The following is an 18,473-nucleotide window of genomic DNA, read 5'->3' on the forward strand; positions in this document are numbered from 1 at the left end:
ACTTTCTTGAATCCGTTTTGTCACCAGCCAAGACGGCCTTGGAAGAGATCCCCACCGAATCCAACGGCTCCACCCGCAAGGCCACCGTTCCACAGCCCTACAGTATTCGTCTGATGGGGATTGATCATGCCGCTCCATGTTCGAGGCGCGAAGTAAGGCATCTGCCGCAGCGTGTCTACGCCATTCTGGGTAAGGTTCGGGAGCCGGCCCGGCATCGAGGCAGCACCTGCGCTTATTGTGCTTGACAGCCCTGAAGCACCAGCACCGAATAGTCCCGTTACGCCGGCCTTAGCCGGGTCAATCGGGTCTCCAGCAACAACGTTTTCCAGCATGGATCCCGCACCCGCACCGACGCCGCTTATGGCCGCTGTTCCAACCTTTGCACCAAAACCACTCGCCGAAAGTGTCATGTTCCTTGCAATCGTTCCGCCGGCGGGCCCGGCCAAGCCGCCGACGGCGCCGCCCAGGCCACCACCAGCGGTCTTGCCGGCGAAGTCCCACCCGTTCTTGATTTGCCAGCCATTCTGAACAAGATATGAAGCCCCGCTTGCGACCGCACCTATGGCACCATTGGCACCCGCACTGACTCCAAGCGCTGCGGCAGCTTGGCCAGCAGGTGCGGAAGCAAGGATGCTCTTGGTCCACATGGCGGCGCCACCGCCCGCAGCGCCAGTTACCGCGCCTACTGCGGTGTTGCCCAGGACGGACCACCAGTCCACAGCACCCGTCTGCGCCTTTTGCGAGAAAACGGATATCCCACCGGAAGTAAGTGCCCCGGCGATAGCTCCTGCAGCAATGATGTTGAGTCCCGGGACGAACATCGCAGCAATACCACCAGCTACGGCCAGCCCCGCTACGACGTATTCCCAATGGCTACCGGCCGACTGGTCGTAGGCTTTCAGGTCGGCGTCGGTGAGGGGTTGCAGTCCGGTGGGGTCGGTGGTGTTGAGGGGGTTGTTTCCGGCGTAGGAGTAGGGGTTACCGTCCCAGCCGGCTCCGAGGACGGGGGCGAGGGGGTCGGTGGAGAGGAATCCCCGGGTGGCCGGGTCGTAGGCGCGCTGGCCGAGCCATTCGAGTCCTGCGATGTCGATCCCGCCGCCGGCGGTCAGGGTAATACCGGACGGCAACACACTACTGAAGCCCGCATTAGCAACTCCAGGGCTGCCCGGGTTGGGGGTGGTGGGGTTTCCGAGGACGGCCCAGGGGTCGTGCTGGTCGGTGGGGCGGGCTGCACGCCAGCCCGGGGCGGTGAAGGCGTCGCCGATGCCGGTGACGCCGCCGGGCAGGGACAGGATTTGGGTGGTGTTGGCACCGGCGAGGGTCGGTACGGGTGCGGCGGTGTCCCACCACAACGGTGTCCCGTCCACGGTGGCAAGTTCACCGAGCGCGTCAACGTGGAGCCGGTGACGGGACACCTCGGCCCCGTCCCGGTCCCTCTCGACGGTCCCGGTGAGGTAGCCGGCGGGGCCCCACGCGTACTCGGTCCAGGACCCGTCCGCCCCGATCACCCTGACCCTGCGGCCCAGTCCGTCATACACAAACTCGGTCCGGGCACCGTCAGGTTCCGTAACAGTAAGGAGCTGGCCCGCGGCGTCGTAGCTGTAGGTGCGTGACCCGGTGGGGGTGGTTTCGCGCAGCAGCCGGCCACCGGCGTCGTACACCCATTCCAACACCGACGCAGCGGTGGTTCCTGTTTCTGTGGTGGCGCCGGTGGTTGCGGTGGTCAGTTGCCCGGCGGTGTCGTATCCGTACCGGGTAGTGACCCCGTTCCGGGCCAGGGTGGTGATCCGCCCGCCGTCTTCGCGGCCGATGAGTGTCACATCCGCTGTGCCCGGGTCATTGGTGGTGGTACGGGTGTGCTCTGCAAGGCTCCCGTCCCGGTATACCCATTCCTGCGTGTAGTTCCCGGCGGTCGCGGTGGTGATCCGCCCGGAGGGGTCGTGGGTGAAGGCGGCGTCCCCGAGCAACGGGTTGGAGACCTTCACGACCCTCCCTGCGGGGTCGCGGGTGTAGCGGGTGGTGGTCCCGGTGGGGTCGGTGAATCCGGTGCGGTTCCCGTCGCCGTCATACTCCCATGACAGCGTCCCGTTCCCGGTGCCGTTGGTGCGGCTGGTGAGGAGGCCGCGGCGGTCAAAGCACAGTTCGTGCTCCACCGCATACCCCGCCCCACCGGTGTGGTCCGTGATGACCACACGCCGGCCAGCCACGTCACGGCTGATGGCGGCGATCAGGGCACCGTCCACCGACGTGGACGCTTCCCGCCCCGCAGCGTCGTAGGTCCAGGTGGTCGTGTGACCGTCCGGGTCCGTTTGCGACAGCTGCCGGCCTGCCGGGTCATACGTCGCGGTCGTGACCCGGCCGAGCGGGTCCGTCACCGTGTCGACTTGGTCCGTGGCCGTATACGTCCGGGTGGTGACCCCACCGAGCGGGTCGGTGATGCGGGTGAGGCGGCCGCGGGTATCGTACTCGAACCTTGTCTCTCCGCCGACACCATTCGTCGTGGACACCAGCTCCCCGGCCACGTTGTAGCTGAAGCGGCGGGTCCCGTACCAGGAATCCTGGGAGAAGGTCAGCCGCCCGCACCGGTCATACCCGTACCGGGCCGTCCCCTCTCCCGGGGTGTGCTTCGCGGTCAACCGGCCACAGGCGTCGTAGGCGAAGGTTTCGACCTCCCCGGTGGGCAGTGTCCTCGCGGTGAGGCGCTGATCCGGGTCGTAGGACAGTTCCGTGACCGCCCCGACCGGATCAATACTGCGGAACGGCCGGCCGCAGGAGTCGTACTCGAACCGGGTCACCGCCCCCGTGGGTGAGGTGATCGAGGTGATCTTCCCCGCGGCGTCGCGGCCCAGGACCGTCAGCCCGCCCTCGCCATCGACCAACTCGACCGGGTTCCCCGCCGCGTCATAGGACACCAGCTCCGCGGACCCATCCGCGGCCTCGACTTTCGTGGGCCGACCGAATTCATCAAAACTGTACGTGTTCGTGGCGAACGCGTCGGTCAGGGTCGCGGTGCCGTTGGACCGGTCCGTGGCCGCTGCGGTCCGGACCCCGGTCGGATCCACGACGGCGGTCAGGGCACCGACCGTGTCGTACTCCCGCACCCAATCATGCCCGGCAGGATCCGTGATGCCGACCAGCCGGGAGAGGTTGTCGTGGGTGAACCCCCACTTCGCCCCGTCCGGCAACACCGCAGCAGTAATGTTCCCGAGCTCGTCAACAACCCGTTCGATACTGCGCCCGAGCGGGTCGGTGGTGCGGGCCAGTTCACCGTTGGGGGCGTACTCGAATTCGGTCCGGCCCCCATCCGGGGCAACCATTGCCGTGGTCCGGCCGGCGGTGTCGTGCTCAAAAGCCCACACCGCCCCGTCCGGATCCGCCCGGCGTACCAGCACACCGGCGTCGTCATAGGCGAACCGGGTCGCGGCCCCCGACGGGCTCAACGCCTCCACCGGACGGCCCGCCTGGTCCCGCATGATCCTCGCGGTGTCACCGGCCGCGTTCCGGGTTCCGATCAGGTCCCCGAACGTGTCGTACTCAAAACCGATCACCACGCCGCCCGGGTCCGTGACCTGGGTCAGGAGCCCGTCCCGCCATACCAGCACGGTCCGGCCACCCAACGGATCCACGATCACGGACGGGTCCCGGGAGAGGTCATCGGCGTACTCATAGGTCACGACGGCACCGGACGCGGTGACCAGGGTGGTGATCCGGTCCTGCCCGTCCCAGCCATAGGTCAGGTCCGCGCCCTCCGGGGTCACGGTGCGGATCTTCCGGCCCCGGGCGTCGTAACCATGGACCGTGACCGCGCCGTCACGCTCGGTCAACGACACCAGATTCGAATGCCCGTCATAGGACATGGACTGGCGCCGGTCCTCCGCGTCCAACACCCCCACCAGACGGCCCTTCGCATCGGCGACCCAGGAATTCGACCGGGACCCGTCCTCATCCGAAACCACCGTGACCCGGCCCGGCAGATACGCGAACCTCGTCCGCCGCCCATGCTGCGTGACCTGCAAAACCACCCGGCCGGCCTCGTCATAGCTGTTTTCGGCCTCGACCACCCCCGCGGCCGAGACCACCGAGTCGATCAGGCCGGCCTCGTTCCACCGATACGTACGGGTCCCGGTCTCCGAACCCACACTGACCAAACGGCCCTCGGCGTCGTACCCGTACTGGACCCGGCGCCCATCCGAACCCCGCACCACCGCGACCACACCGTCAACGTAGTCGATCTCCACAAACCGGCCCCGCGCATGCACCAACCGGTCAACCGCCCCCGGCCCACCACTATCGACCACGTCACTGCGGTGGGCGGAGATGGTCCGGCCGGGTCCTGCCCCAGTCCCGAGCCACACCCCGGCGGTGGTGTAAGCCCACCAGCCGCCCTGGTTATCCCGCACCACCAGCACCTCGGAAACACCCTCCGGGACGGAGGACAGCTCCGCCAACCACGGTGTCGTGACCGGCTCCTGGGTGAGCCAGTAATTCTCCCCGACGGCGCGGGCCCAGCCGGCCCCTTCGCGGGGGAAGTCCACCGCTCGGCCGTCAGCCAGCACCCACCGGCAACCCTCATCAGTGATCACCAGGTGCTGGTCCAGGACCGAGGCCCACCCCGGACCGAACACCCCGTCACCCGTAAGCCCGGAGCCGAGGGAGTTATACATCCTGGTGACCGCCAAATCCGAGGCGGCCCCGGCGAACCCGAGATCTGTTTCGGGTTCAATGAAGTTCCCCGTGGCAGTGTTCACCGGGTCATTGGCATACCCGGAAGTGGGCATCGCCCCGGCCGCGGTGGGCGGGTCAATGACCAGGCCCGTCCGGGTCCCCGAAACCCCCGCCGCTGCCAACGCCTCGTTCACCGCCGCGTCCGACAGGGTCGAAACCGCCCCCTCGCTGCCGGCGGCAGCAAACGCGTCCGCGACCACCACCGCCCACGCCGCATCAGCCTCGTTCAACCGCAAATACTCCCGGAACGCCCTCACCACACCAGCAGCGCTAATCCGGCCCCACCCACACCGGTCCGCGAACGAAGACAACTCCGACCCCAAGGACCCCGGCACCGACGCGATCCCGTCATCGAGGCCACGCGAACCCGCCGCGAAACTCCGCAACGACTCCGGGCGGGCCGAGGAGACCCCGCCCCCAAACCCGCCACCCGGGCCAGGGGTCTCCCGCGCTCCCGACACCGGGGACTCCGACGGGAACGACGGCGCACTGCCCGGCTCCATAGTCGGCCGCGGTTCCTCACCATTGAAAAAGTCATGAATGTGATCGCCGATGTTGCGGTTGTTATGCCGGCGCACCCACTCGTTGTTCCGCCGACGCCGGTCATCCTCGTCCCGCGCCTCGGAAATCATGGTCCCCACATACCCGGCCACCGTCCGCAGCGCCGAGGCCAGGGACTCCGCGTCCCGGGACGCCGTGGCCGCGTTCGCGGCAAACACCTCCGAAAAATGCCCCCGGAAATCCTCCCCCGCCCCCGTCACCAACGGGGCACGCGAGCCAGAATGCTCCACAACCCGCGACGCTGCAGACTCAAAAGCACCCTTCACCGCCTCGGCAACCCCATACACAAACCGGCCACCATGAGCAAAACCGGAATCCGGCAACAACGGCATCTCAACGAACTCGGTCACAACCACAGCCCCCCACTGAACAAGAACGCGAACAAAACCAACAACCCACACAAACCCGGCACCACAAGAACACCGGCATCACACAACCAGGCACGCGCTACACGAGCCGACACCAACAGACAGCGCAGCGGCCGGGCAACCACACCACGCATCAACGGCCCCAACGGCCCCAACGCGGCACGATCACCCGGCCCTAACACTCACAGCAAAAAGGAATCAGGCCCCGCCACCAGCAGAGAAAATATCCTGCGAGATCTTCTGCAACTGACCCCGCAACTGCTCCAGCTCCTCCTTGGCCTTATCCAACGCAGCCTTCGTCTCCGGCCACGTCGAACCCCGGAACTCAGCAGCCAACGGCCCATCCCACACATTCGGATCCGACAACACACGACCCTGCGCATCCAACGCAGAAATCTGATCTGTAAACCCACCAGTAATAATCGACTGCACCTGACCGATAGCAGCCTTGGCCTGCTCAGTAGACAACACACGCGACATAGAACTTTCCTCCCAATAAGAACAATCGCAACACCCAAGCCAAACAAACCCAGGCGACCAGACGATGCCTAAACTACCAACACCACCCAATAAATCCAACAAACAGAGAAATAACGTTTCCCCTGCGTGAAGGACTGTGACCTGCGGCGATATGCCCGCAGGTTGATTTATCCATTCGTGAGCGCAACCCCGTATGATACTCAAGGCGCCGTGAACGAATGAGGGGACGATCCATGCCCAGGCAGGCTAGTTTTAACCAGCACCACCCGGGGCGTCGCATCCCCCCGGGCCGCGCATTAGGCATCGCTTTGGTTGCCCTGGGATTGATCGCGACCACGTCGTGCACGCAGACTCCCGAGCCAGAGCCGGTGGCCAACCCCGTCAAACTCCTGCAGAGCGTCCGTGTGGGCTTGTCCCCAGCCGCCGGAGTGCAGAAGATTGAAGGCACCACCATCTCTGTGTCCGCTGCGGGTGACTCCTCGGCGGAAAACACCACATATGACACCGCCCAAGTAGTGGGCGAACTCCCGGTGCGCGTGAGCCTCCAGTACCGTGCCGGCGAGAAATCGGGTTCCGATCTCGCCGAACTGAAAGGCCACACGGGCCCGGTAGAGATCAACCTGACGCTTGAGAACCTCACCGTCAAACCACAGACCATTCAGTACGACGCCGCCGGCCAGGCCCGCTCTGACACCGCACTGGTAGGCGCCCCGCTGACCATCGCTGCGTCCACCAAGCTCCCGGGCATCCGGGCGGACGACGTAACACCCGGATCAGCCGACGGCACCACAGGTACCAACGGCGTCCTGAGCAGCACCGAAGACGGCGCCACAGTTGTCCAATGGGCCACAGTCCTGGCTCCACCACGTTCCGGGGCGAGCACGACGCTGCGTCTCGCCGCAGACGTTAAGGACTTCCAGGTTCCCGAATTCGACGTCGCTGTTCAGCCCGGCCTCAACACGGACCTCAGTGCCAACGGCGTGCTCTCCAGCGCCTTCTCCTCCGGGACAGGTTCGGAAATGGAGTTGCAGCGCCGGACGATCTCACTGGTATCAGACGTCAACACGGTCCTGGCCAAGGCCGGGTCAACCATCACCGAGGTTCGCCGGAACCTGCAGGCAACGTCACAGACCCTCGGCGCCAAGACAGCCGGTGAACTGCGCGATAACTCGCAGGCTCTGGCTGCAACGATGTCAGACCTGAAGCAGCAGCTGAAGGTTCTCGGCACTGACTTGGAGTCGTCAACCACCGCCACCCAATCCACCACCATGTCCCAGTTGAAGCTGACGGTCTCCGCCGTGGACGCGATGCTGGGTGACACGTCCGCCACGCCCCCGGTCTCTCCCATCACCGGTGACGGTTGCACCGCCGAGGTGGCCAAGGCAGCGCCTGCGGCCACCGTGTACTCCAGCGTTCTCACGATGTCCTCACAGCTGGATGCCTACGCGAAGGTCAGCGCGAGTTGCCGGGACACCGTCGCCGGTGCCCTTAGAGCAACCATGGGACCCGAGAACCCCACGCCTGCGGAGTGCGCTGAGCAGGGTTCCATGACCTGCTCTCTTTATGGTTCCGCTGTGACCGTGACCGGCGCGCTCCTGGGCCTGGTGCAAAAAGGCGACGAACTCGTCTCCGGTCTCCAGCCACAGGTCGTCGAAGGCGCGATCAAAGACCAGGCGACTTCCGCCGTCGCACTTGAAAAAGTGCGCACCGACCTCGGTGCGATGCTTGACGGCTCCGGGACCTCGGAGGATTACACCAAAGCCCTCGCGGTGTTGGATACAGCCATCAAGTCAGCCTCCGACACTGCAGCCGCGACCCGCAAAGCGGCTACCGCAGCGCAAAGCAGCATTGATACGCTCCGGCAGAAACTGCTCGCCATCGCCACCAATGCCAAGGCGGCCAAGGGCGAACTCGGTCAGGGAACCTGGCTGAACGGCTCCATGCTGCAGCAGAACCAGAAGGTGGCGGATGAGCTGTGCAAGCTCTCCGATGATGGCCTCCTCCCCGGCAAGGGCAAGCTGTCCGCGAAGGAGGTGGAGCGGCTGCGTTCCTATTTGACGTCAGTGCCGTGCGAACCGACTGATGAGGACGGAAATCCCTCACCTGCCCTGAATCCGCCGCCGGGGTTCAAGGAGCCTTTGGACGTGCGGCTTGAAGGCCAGTCAACTGCCTGGGACCAGGTCCTTGCAGCCACCGACACCGGCGCCGCCGACCAAGCGATCGGCCAGGCATTCTCGGCATTGGAGGCCACCTTCGACGACGCCGACACCAAACTGGAGGCCATCAAGTCAGCCGTCAAAACGCTCGACGGCGCCGCGACAGGAAACGTCAACGGCACCAAACGGGGACTTGAGGCGCTGGATGCTGCACTCGCTGACGCGATTGACTCCTCCGGAACAGTGACGACCGCACTCGCGAAGTTGAAAGAGCAGCAGGACGGCCTTGGCGAAAAGATCAAGGAATCCCTCCGCGACGTCTCTGCCGAAACTGCTGCCGAGGTCTACAAAACCGTGGGCGAACAGGTACGTCAGGTTGCCGACATCGGCGATGCCAGCTCTGAAGCCGTAACCACAGCCTTCAACCGGTCCATTTCCGGGCTGAAGTCCACCTCGGACGACGTTGTGAAGGATGCCGAGGGGACGGTCAACAAACAGCGGGACGAGCTGTTGGGGCAGAGCGGTGACTTGACAGCCGCCCTGTCCAAGAGCACGCAGTCCTCGTTGGACAACATCGCGTCCAGCACGTCCGGCTCCACCCGCGACGTCGAAGGTGCCAGCGCCCTTCTCGCCTCCAGCCTCAACAAAGTGATGCTGGACCTTGGCGACCGCGCGGTCAACGGCTCGGGCCTGCTCGGCTCCATGGCCACCAGCGCGGCCAAAGCGGACACCGCGGACTTCCAGTTGGCCCTGGCCTCCCAGAATGCTGAGGGCTACGCCAACATCCGCTCCCGCGACGTTGCAGGACTCCTGTTGCGCCAGGCCCAGTTCAAGGCCTCGCTCACTGCCGTGGATGAACTCCCGCCGTTCCAACTCGAAGTCCCGGCAGGTGCGACGTCACAGACGCTCTACACACTGAAGATCGGCGGCAACGCGTGAACCCCCGGAACCGTCTCTTCGCCCTGATCGCTGCGGGAGCCGCCGTCGTTATTGCTGCTGCCGTGGTCCTGACCATGACGCTGAACCGCCCCACGGAAGCACCCCGGCCCGATCCTGTGGCCGCAACAGTTCCGGTCGCCCTCAAGGCTGACGGCCTGCCGGCGGACTTCTCGATCGGCGTCGTCATGACGTTCGGCCAGTCCGGCGAACCTGGCTCCGAGTACAACCGCGCAGCTCAGGGTGCCATAGTTGCCGGACAGCGCTTCGCCCAAGGCGGGTCGACAGTCGCCCTCCCCACCCAAAACGACCAAGGTACCGAAGACGGGGCCCGTGCTGCCGTTGCAACCCTCGCCGAGCAGGGTGTGTCCGGCGTTCTCGTTGCCAGCACAGGGCCGCAAGCCCGTGCAGCAGCGAAGGCCGCTGAGGAGCGGGGCCTGCCCGTCATCCTGCCCTACTCGGAAGCTTCGGAGCCAGCTCAAACCACGTGGACCACCGGACCGACGGCGGCCTCTGTCCAGGCCGGCCTGGGCACCGCACTTGCCGGCAAGAGCCGGGTGCTGCTGGTCAGCGACGGCGGTCAGGTCCCGGCGTCCGTCACTCCCGCTGACACACTGGCACTGGATGGCTTCTCCGACGTGTCCGGTTTGGCCCAGGAAGCCGCCATCCGTACAGGCGACCAGCTTCGGCCGCCGTCCAAGGATGCGCCGGCAGACGCTGAAGGAACCCGGATTGCCAACCCCGCAGACGCTGTTGTGGTGTCTGCAGCCACCCCGCAACGCTTGGCCCGGCTTGTCCAAGCCCTCCAGTCACGCGACGTGTCAGTTCCGCTGATACTTCCCGACGGCGCCACTACCCCCGCGTTCGCGTCCTCGCTTTCGGAGTTGGACGGCACTGCTTCAGGACAGCTGGTCAGCATTGCGCCGGCAACCGGCGACGCTGTCGCGCTCCAGCAGGACGCCCAAGGGCGGGGAATGTCAGCATTCCTTGCCGGCATCAGACTGGCCACCGGGAATCCGGAAATCAAGAACCTGACGGACGATACTCCGTTCTCGGCGGACGCCTGGGCCGCGGATGCACGCAGCCACGATGCTGTGGTGGCCTTGGTCCGAGCAGGAGCCCTGGCCGGGAGCAACGATCCGTCGAAGGTGGCAGCGTCTCTTCGCACCATGTCCTTCGGTCCCGGAGAAGGCCTCGCCGGACCGACATTGGACTTCTCGCAATCCCAGGCGCTCACCGCTGAAGCAACCCCGGTTTACGCATCCCCTCAGGACCTCGGTCTCCGTCCGGCGGATGAGAACGCCCCGCGGCTCGTCTGGGTCCCGGCGCCAGCCAGCCCCTAACCCAATCTTTCTGTCCCCACGTCTGAAGGGAACAGATCCACTACAGGAGGAGCGCCCTGGTGCGTGTGCTTATCGACTTGGACGATCGTCGTTTTGAGTGCGAGGTTGCCCATGCTGCGCCCGCCATCACGCTGTCCGACTTAGTGGAAGCCGCCGGCGGGCCCAGGGTTTCGCCGGACGAGCCGGTGTTCGTCAATGAGACAGAGGTCCGGGGTGCCACGCCACTCTCCGAACTGATTCTGCTCGAAGGCAGCCGCATCTCGCGAGCGCCCTGGCCTGTTCCGGACCGCGTACGGGGGTGGAGCCTGACGCTGGCCGGTGGTCAGCGTACCGGTGGTGTGGTGGACGTTCCGCAGGGGCGCGACATGCTCGTTGGCAGGTCTCCCCAGGCCGATCTCAGCCTCCCCACCGAAAGTGCGTCGTGGGATCACTTCCGCCTTCGCCGCGAAGAGGACGGATTGCGGGTGGTGGATGGAGGTTCCACCAACGGCACCTTGGTCAATGGCGAACCCGTGGGCGAGGACGGTGTCCTGGTCACTCAGACAGCCACCATCACGGCAGGAGGCACGGTCCTTCTCCTCCGGCCAACCCTGGAGGAGACACCTGCTCCCGCTCCGGGGAGCCTGCACAACCTGACGCCGGCAGCGACCGCTCCCTTCAACAGACCTCCGCGACCCGGCCGCGCCCCGGCTGGCGACCCACTGGTCCCACCCAGCCGCAAAGACGTGCCGCCGGCCAACAAGTTCAGCTACATCACGGTGCTGGCGCCGCTGGTTATGGCTGTTGCGATGGTGATGATCCTGAGGGACATGCGCTTCGCCATGTTCGCCATGCTGAGTCCCGTGATGGCGGTGGGTATGTGGTTCGAGCAGAAGCGGCGCCACGCCCGCGGACTCAAGGAAGAGGCAGAGCGCTTTGACGGAGCCCTCCAGGAGTTCGAGCAGCAGATCCGTACGGCCGCTGAGGTGGAAACCGCCCGGAGGCACCGGATGGTCCCCGATCCCGCCACCGTTGTTCGTCGTCCTGCGCTTCCGGCCACCTCGCTGTGGCAGCGCCGTGCGGACTCGGACGACTTCCTGGCCCTGCATGCCGGCACCGGTGACGTGCCGTGGAAGCCTGAGGTGGACCGGGCTGCCGGCTCGCGTCCCGACGAAAAAGTCAGGGAATCCCTCACAGCAGCCCGTCTCTTGGCCGCTCCCGTCCTGGTGGACCTGACCGACGCCGGCGTGGTGGGCATCGTTGGCTCGCGGGACGGCGCTTTGGCCTTGGCCCGCTCCCTGGTAGCCCAGGCCGCGGTACACGTTGGTCCTGCGGATCTGACAATCGGTGTTTTCTGTGATGCCGGCCGGGCCGATGAGTGGGAATGGGCGTCCTGGCTTCCCCATACCCGCCAAACGGGCAGCAGCACCGGCGAGCGATGGATGTCCGCACACCGCGAGACGAGCCTGGCCATGCTGCGCACCCTCAAGGACTCTGTGGAAGAACTGCCCACGCCCGCTCTTATGGTGGTCCTCGATTCCGATGTCCTCACTGAAGGCAGGGACGCCCCGGCACGGGCACTGCTCGGCATGGGCCGTTCCGTCCCGGGCGGCCACATCAACCCGCAGCAGCGCCCGCCGCGAGTGGCGGGCATCGTCATCGCCACGTCCGAGGAGCAATTGCCGGCGTCTTGCACCACCATCATCAGGGTAGGGGCCGATGCTGCGGCCACCGTGGACCAACCGGAGGACCTGACCCGGGTGGAAGACGTCATCCTGGCGGGCCTCGACCAGGAAGAGGCCCTGCGCTGCGCCACACGGCTGGCACACTTCGATGATCCCGAACTCAGTGTCCCCGGGGCGTCCCTGCCCCCGCTGGTCCGACTGCCCGGCTTGCTGGGGTACGAGCGCCCCGACGCGGCGACAATCCGCCGGATGTGGCAGGCCTCCACTGGTGTCTCCACACCCATAGGCACCGGCGAAAACGGGACGCTGACACTGGACCTCGTCAAGGACGGTCCACACGGACTGGTGGGCGGCACCACCGGATCTGGAAAATCCGAGTTCCTGCGCTCGCTCGTTGCCGGCCTCGCTGCCCGCAACGATCCGACCCGTCTGAACTTCATCCTGGTTGACTTCAAGGGTGGCGCCGCCTTCAAGGCCTGCGAGCGCCTGCCGCACACCATCGGAACCATCTCCAATCTGGACGAACAACTGGCGGACCGCGCCCTGATCGCTTTGGAAGCGGAGATGGAGCGCCGCCAGCGGGTTTTCGCGGAGGCAGGCGAGGGCATCGACAACCTCAACGCCTACTTGGCCACGAACCCGGCCGAACCAATGCCACGACTGCTGCTGGTCGTGGATGAGTTCGCCATGCTGGCCAAGGATTTCCCGGATGTGCTGACCGCCCTCGTCAGCATCGGCGCTGTGGGCCGCACCTTGGGAGTCCACATGATCCTGGCTACGCAGCGTCCGGCTGGTGTGGTGAGCGACGACATCCTCGCCAACACCAACCTGCGGGTGGCGTTGCGTGTCCAAAGCCGTGATGATTCCAACAACGTCATCGGAGTACCCGCCGCTTCTGCCATCGGCAGGGCGCAGATGGGCCGCGCCTTTGTGAAACTTGGCCAGGACGACATCACGCCGGTTCAGACCGCGCTGGTCACCGGTCAGGCACAGTTCGACGGCGGTCCCGCCGTCGATGTTCGCGACATCCGTCAGTTCGGCGTCCCTGCTCCGGCACCGGCGGTTCCACGATCCGCAGCGGTTGACGAGAACGACCTTGATCTCCTCATCGACGCCGTTGTGGAGGCCAACAGCGAGGCCGGCTACGCCCCGCCGCGGCAGGTGTGGCCCGAGGCCCTCGGCGAACGGGTAGAGCTTGAGGGTTTCGCGGTGGAAGCCGCTGCTGTGGATGGGTCCCCCCGGGTCCTTCCGACCGTGGGCCGTATCAATGGGTCAACCGTCCAGGTGGCCCTGCTGGACGAGCCTGAACTGCAGCGTCAATCCGCCGCCGGATGGGACATGTCCGTGGGCAACCTGATGCTGATGGGTGTGGCAGGCTCCGGCACAAGCACAACCCTTGCTTCCATCGCGTTGGCGCTTGCACGGGAGACAGATCCAACCGATCTGGATCTGATGATTCTGGACATGGGCTCCGGGGATCTTGAGATGCTGAAACGCCTGCCGCACACCATGGCATACGTCGGAACGGGGGCCGGAGCCAAAGAGCAGCAAGCGCGTTTCCTGCGTCATCTGAGCACTGAACTGGAGAGCCGCCGCGCGGCGCCGGGAACGCATCGCCGCATGGTGGTGCTGCTTGACGGCCTGGCATCCCTCCGTGACGAATTCCAGGACTTTGAAGGGCAGCAACTTCTGGGCCTGCTGTACCGCGCCTACGCCGACGGCCCGGCTCTTGGCCTGTCCTTCGCCGTGACCACCACCCGCGCCAAAGCGGTCCCCTCGGTGATGAATGAAGTAACGCTCCAGAAGTGGCTTTTCCGGCTCGCCGATAATTACGACTACTCCTCGCTGGGCGTGCGGTCCAAGAATGTCCCCGCGGCACTCCCCGGGCGATGCGTGGACCCTCGCACCTCTCTGCAAATGCACGTTGCAACGCCTGGGATCGGGATCGAGTCCGCCGTGGATCGCGTGCGGCAAGGCTGGGCAGATGCCCCCGCGAAGACCACCGCGATCCGGAGCCTGCCTACTGACGTCACCATGGCGGATTTGGGCGTCAAGCCACAATTGGAAACCGAGCCGTGGCATATCCCTGTGGGAATCCGTGAAACAGACCTCGCGCCGGCCTTCCTGGAAATCTATGAAGGCGAGCACGCCCTGATCGCCGGGCCGGCCCGTTCGGGCAAGTCCACTTTGCTGCTGGCCTTGGCCGAGGCTGTTAGTGGCGTAGCCACCTCCAGGGGTCCGGCCCAGGTTTGGGGCATCTGCGACCGCCGCTCGCCGTTGGCCACCGCCAGCCTGGACAGGGTGGCCGTTGGCGCGGACGAGGTGCCGGCGCTGCTCGCCTCCCTGCGGATCGAGCGTGGTCCGGTGTTCCTGCTGATCGACGACGCCGAGCGTTTCGAGGACACGGACCAGTCCATTGCGGGGATCGTGGCCTCCGGGCCGCCGGGGCTGTGCATCATCGCGGCCGGGCGGGCGACTGACCTGCGTGGGCTATACAGCCATTGGACCAAGACCGTGCGTAAATCGCGCCTTGGCGTGCTGCTCCAGCCGGACGTAAATTACGACGGCGAGCTGCTGGGTACCAGCCTTCCACGGAAGGCACCCGTGGCGATGACAGCCGGACGCGGGTACGTAGGGGTGGGCGGGCAAATATCGCTCATCCAGTCGGTAAGCCCCGGGAGCTGAACGGACGGGCAGCAGGCGCCCTGCCCTGGATGGCCTTGGGAATCAGATCGATAGCTTTGGAGAGTACGGACATGCAATTGGCACAGACGGGGCAGGCGCTCGGGGCTTCTTACCGCTTCGGCGAACGGGTTGGTTCCGGAGCTGTTGGCGAGGTCTGGACTGTCACTTCGACGGACGGCCGGACGTTGGCGGCCAAAGTGCTGCGTCCGGAGCATGCCGATGATCCATCCCTGGTGGAGAGGTTTGTCCGCGAGCGATCCGTGCTGTTGGGACTGCAGGACTCCCACATCGTTACGGTGCGGGACATGGTGGTTGAGGGTGAACGGCTCGCCATCGTCATGGACTACGTTGCTGGCGGCTCGTTGCGTGACATGGTCCAGGAAGCCGGACCGCTGGCACCCGAAGATGCCGTGAACGTTGCCGCTGAAATCTTCGATGCCCTCGCCTTCGCCCATTCGCGCGGGGTAACCCACCGGGATATCAAGCCGGACAATGTGCTCCTCGCCCGTCCGTGGTCCGAGCGTGAAGTCGGGGACGTCAGGGTCTCCGACTTCGGAATTTCCGACGTCGTGGGCGAGAAAATCCGCCAGACCACCGGACTTATTGGCACTCCGCAATACATGCCTCCCGAGCTCATCAGCCAAGGCCGGTCCGGGCCTCCCGGCGACATTTACTCCACGGGCGTCCTGCTGTACGAGCTCCTTGCCGGACGGACTCCATTCGCGGGTCCCGGCACCGACTTCAGTGTTGCATACCGCCATGTTTCCGCACGTCCGCCGCGGATTCCCGTGGACGACGCACTCTGGGGCGTCCTCGATCAGTTGCTGTCCAAGGATCCTGCTTCCCGCCCCACTGCCCGTGAGGCTGCTTCGACGCTCCGGAGGCTGGCACCCGGTCTTGCGGGCAGCAGTCCCATCGCCCGGGGGGAAGCCCCCGAAGATTTCGACGACGTCGAACGTCCTGCCACGGTGGTGCGCGGCGCCTTTACCGATGACGAACTCGCGGCCTTTGCGGCGACCCCACCTGCCGACGTCGAGGCCGTGGTCCCGGACCTCGGGCAAGCCGGCAGCGCCACCATTGCCCGCCCCATGCCACGCCGCGAAATCCGGCCGATGGCGGAGGAGCGGCCAAGGGAGAAGGAGGCCACCCCGTTTTGGCGGACCCGCAAAGCGCTGCTCCTTGCCTGTGGCGCGGTCTTACTGATCGTGGCGATGGTAGTGGGCTTCGTTCTCCTGTCCCCCGCCACCCAGCAGGCCGCCCCCACGCCTCCCGGACAGCAGGTGTCGGCGCAGTTGCAAGACCCGGCCCTACCCACGGGGCTCACCATTTCCCGGAGTGCCACGTATGAGCCGTCATCCGGACAGGTCCGCTTGACGGTGTCCTACTCGGCGCAGAAGGCGCCCTTGTCTGGTGAGTTCCTCGAGGTCATTCCGGGGCTGGCTGATGGAGAATCATGCCCCGCTGTGACGTGGGATGGCGGCACCGTGAGCCGAAACCAGGCCTCCGTCACCGGCGTGGATGTGGCCTGCGGCTGGAAACTGTCCGGCGTGGAGCTCCCCGCCGGCGGGTCAGTGCAGCTGACCGCCAAGGTGCCGGTGGCACCCGCAGACCAGAAGGCATTGGACGGGTGGCTGCGCGCCGCGTCCCAGGCAACCACGGCAGCCACCCAGGATCCTGCCGTCAAAGGCACCGCTTACCCCGTCCAACGACTAAAGGGTGTGGAGGTGCGGACGCCTGCCCGGGTGGTAACGCCCAGCCCCTTGAAAATCACTCTGGTTCCCGTGTGGGCCGGCGGGGCCGATGAACTCAATCCGCTCTACGTCAGCCCCGCTTCAGGCAAACCTTCGCAAATGCTCTCCGCTGTCACCGGCGGTGAAAAGGGCGTGCGATTCTCCGACGGCTGCGGCGGTGCTTTGGCAGTGGACAGCTCAGGGCTCACAGTGACGGCCTTGCAGATCACGCCACAGTGCACGGTGCGGGCAAGCGTCGGAAACTTCACTGAGCTCCAGTCCACGCCTTTCGGCATTACATCGCGGGAGAACGCTGGCGAGTAACTGTCCCATCGCCTAACTGTCCCGTCGCCGCGGCGGGATCTCAGTACTCTCAAAGCCGTGAGACCTAACCCTTCGGCGCGTCCAGGAGTAGATTAAGCCCGGATGCCGGATGACACCCTCGGAACCGACGCGGACCGTGGAGGCAACAATGGCCAAGCGAACAGGCAAGAGCACCGACTACGAGTTCGTCACGGTGTGGCGCGTCGCCGGAACCCGCGAGGAAGTAGTGGACGTCTTGGGCAACGCCGGGACGCTCAAACAATGGTGGCCCGCCGTCTACCTCACAGTCACGCCCGTGGCCCACGGCGGCCCCGACGGCGTTGGCGCTTCTTTTGACCTCCATACCAAGGGGTGGCTCCCCTACACCCTGAAATGGCGCCTCACTGTTACCGAACCGGTCACCTTGGACGGCTTCGCGTTGACAGCCAAGGGCGATCTCAACGGCACAGGCCGCTGGACGTTCCAGACCGACGGCCCGGAAGTCGTCATCACCTACGACTGGCGGGTCAGCGCAGCCAAACCCCTCCTGCGCCGCCTGAGCTGGCTCCTCAAACCCGCCTTCTCCGCCAATCACCACTGGGCCATGGCGCGCGGTGAGGAGAGCCTGAAACTTGAGCTCCGCCGTCGACGTTCGCCTGCGGGCTCACCACGCGTTCCCGAACCGCCTGAAGCTACGTTCGTGCGGCGCGAGGGGTTAGATCCCACGACATTCACGCTGCCAAAGCCGTGAGAGCTACTCCTCGGCGTCACTATCCACATACGCACCCATCCGAGGCCAGACCGGCACCGAACTCCCGATAGAATCAAGACGCTGACAATCAGGCAGCGGCCGCAGAGAAGAGGGAGGACCCGTGCGTAGAACGCAGATTCGGGCACCTTTTCATGCTCTGCGATCAAGTGCGATCGCCCTGGTGATAGTGCTCCTCGCGGCCGGGGCACACGTGGTGGGTGGTGGAGCGCTTCCGACTACCCCAGTAATGCTGGCGCTCGTCGCATTGACGGCGTTGGCCACAACGCTGGCCACGCGTTTCAAGCTGAACGTCGTCACCATGACGACGCTTTTGGGCGCAGGACAGTTGGCGCTTCACGAGGCCTTCACTGCCCTGAGCCCCATCACGGCCATCGGTCCAGGAGGGAACCACCACCTCGGTGGCGAATCCCTGACCCCCGGGATGGATATCGCAGCGACCCACACCCATGAGCTCGGGACAGCCTTCGGCGCCTTGATGTTGCTGAGTCACATCCTGGCCACCCTTGCTTCCGCCGTCGTCCTGGCCAAGGGCGAGGACGCGCTGTGGCAGCTCGCCGCGTGGCTGCGTCCGCTGCTCTCCCTGCCCAGCTTGGTGTTCAGGCCCGACGCCGGTGCCTCGCCGCTGGCTGCAGGCGCACCTGACGTTTTCATCCCCCGCCCCTGGCGGAACCTAAGGCAAGACAGCCGACGAGGCCCGCCCGCCGTCGTCGTACTTCCTTAATTCCGCCCGGCACCAACGTGACGCCACTG

At 65.7% G+C, this 18,473-nt stretch carries 8 protein-coding genes; 6 read left to right on the forward strand and 2 right to left on the reverse strand.

What is annotated here, in order from left to right; genetic code table 11:
- Positions 1 to 20: 20 nt before the first annotated feature.
- The gene (locus tag BLW08_RS15275) at positions 21 to 5,636 is read right to left on the reverse strand and encodes a DUF6531 domain-containing protein (protein WP_139244910.1); all 5,616 of its coding nucleotides are present in this window, start codon (positions 5,634 to 5,636) and stop codon (positions 21 to 23) included.
- Positions 5,637 to 5,852: 216 nt separating this feature from the next.
- Entirely contained in the window at positions 5,853 to 6,134 is a 282-nt protein-coding gene (locus tag BLW08_RS15280; protein ID WP_026547649.1) for a hypothetical protein, read from the reverse strand.
- Between the two features lie 233 nt (positions 6,135 to 6,367).
- Between BLW08_RS15280 and BLW08_RS15285 the strand changes: the two genes are divergently transcribed.
- From BLW08_RS15285 to BLW08_RS15310, 6 genes are all read left to right on the forward strand, one after another.
- Positions 6,368 to 9,229 (forward strand): hypothetical protein, encoded by a 2,862-nt coding sequence (locus tag BLW08_RS15285; RefSeq protein ID WP_091326146.1) that lies wholly within the window; start codon positions 6,368 to 6,370, stop codon positions 9,227 to 9,229.
- A complete protein-coding gene (locus tag BLW08_RS15290; RefSeq protein WP_090824853.1) occupies positions 9,226 to 10,569 on the forward strand; it encodes a type 1 periplasmic-binding domain-containing protein in 1,344 nt (447 codons plus the stop codon). The genes BLW08_RS15285 and BLW08_RS15290 overlap by 4 nt, the downstream gene beginning before the upstream one ends.
- Positions 10,570 to 10,628: 59 nt before the next feature.
- Entirely contained in the window at positions 10,629 to 14,918 is a 4,290-nt protein-coding gene (locus tag BLW08_RS15295) for an FtsK/SpoIIIE domain-containing protein (protein WP_091326148.1), read from the forward strand.
- 71 nt (positions 14,919 to 14,989) lie between these two features.
- On the forward strand, positions 14,990 to 16,972 hold the full coding sequence (locus BLW08_RS15300; RefSeq protein WP_091326150.1) for a serine/threonine-protein kinase: 1,983 nt from the start codon (positions 14,990 to 14,992) through the stop codon (positions 16,970 to 16,972).
- 148 nt (positions 16,973 to 17,120) lie between these two features.
- Entirely contained in the window at positions 17,121 to 17,702 is a 582-nt protein-coding gene (locus tag BLW08_RS15305) for an SRPBCC family protein (RefSeq protein WP_091326371.1), read from the forward strand.
- 121 nt (positions 17,703 to 17,823) lie between these two features.
- Positions 17,824 to 18,444, forward strand: a complete 621-nt coding sequence (locus BLW08_RS15310; protein WP_091326151.1) for a hypothetical protein — start codon at positions 17,824 to 17,826, stop codon at positions 18,442 to 18,444.
- Positions 18,445 to 18,473: the final 29 nt, after the last annotated feature.

It is taken from the genome of Arthrobacter sp. cf158 (assembly GCF_900106835.1).
Classification (GTDB): Bacteria; Actinomycetota; Actinomycetes; order Actinomycetales; family Micrococcaceae; genus Arthrobacter.

Excerpts from the sequence above, each read along its gene's own strand:
- BLW08_RS15280 (WP_026547649.1), bottom strand. The coding sequence starts at position 6,134 with ATGTCGCGTGTGTTGTCTACTGAGCAGGCCAAGGCTGCTATCGGTCAG.
- BLW08_RS15285 (WP_091326146.1), top strand. The coding sequence starts at position 6,368 with ATGCCCAGGCAGGCTAGTTTTAACCAGCACCACCCGGGGCGTCGCATC.
- BLW08_RS15300 (WP_091326150.1), top strand. The coding sequence starts at position 14,990 with ATGCAATTGGCACAGACGGGGCAGGCGCTCGGGGCTTCTTACCGCTTC.
- BLW08_RS15305 (WP_091326371.1), top strand. The coding sequence starts at position 17,121 with ATGGCCAAGCGAACAGGCAAGAGCACCGACTACGAGTTCGTCACGGTG.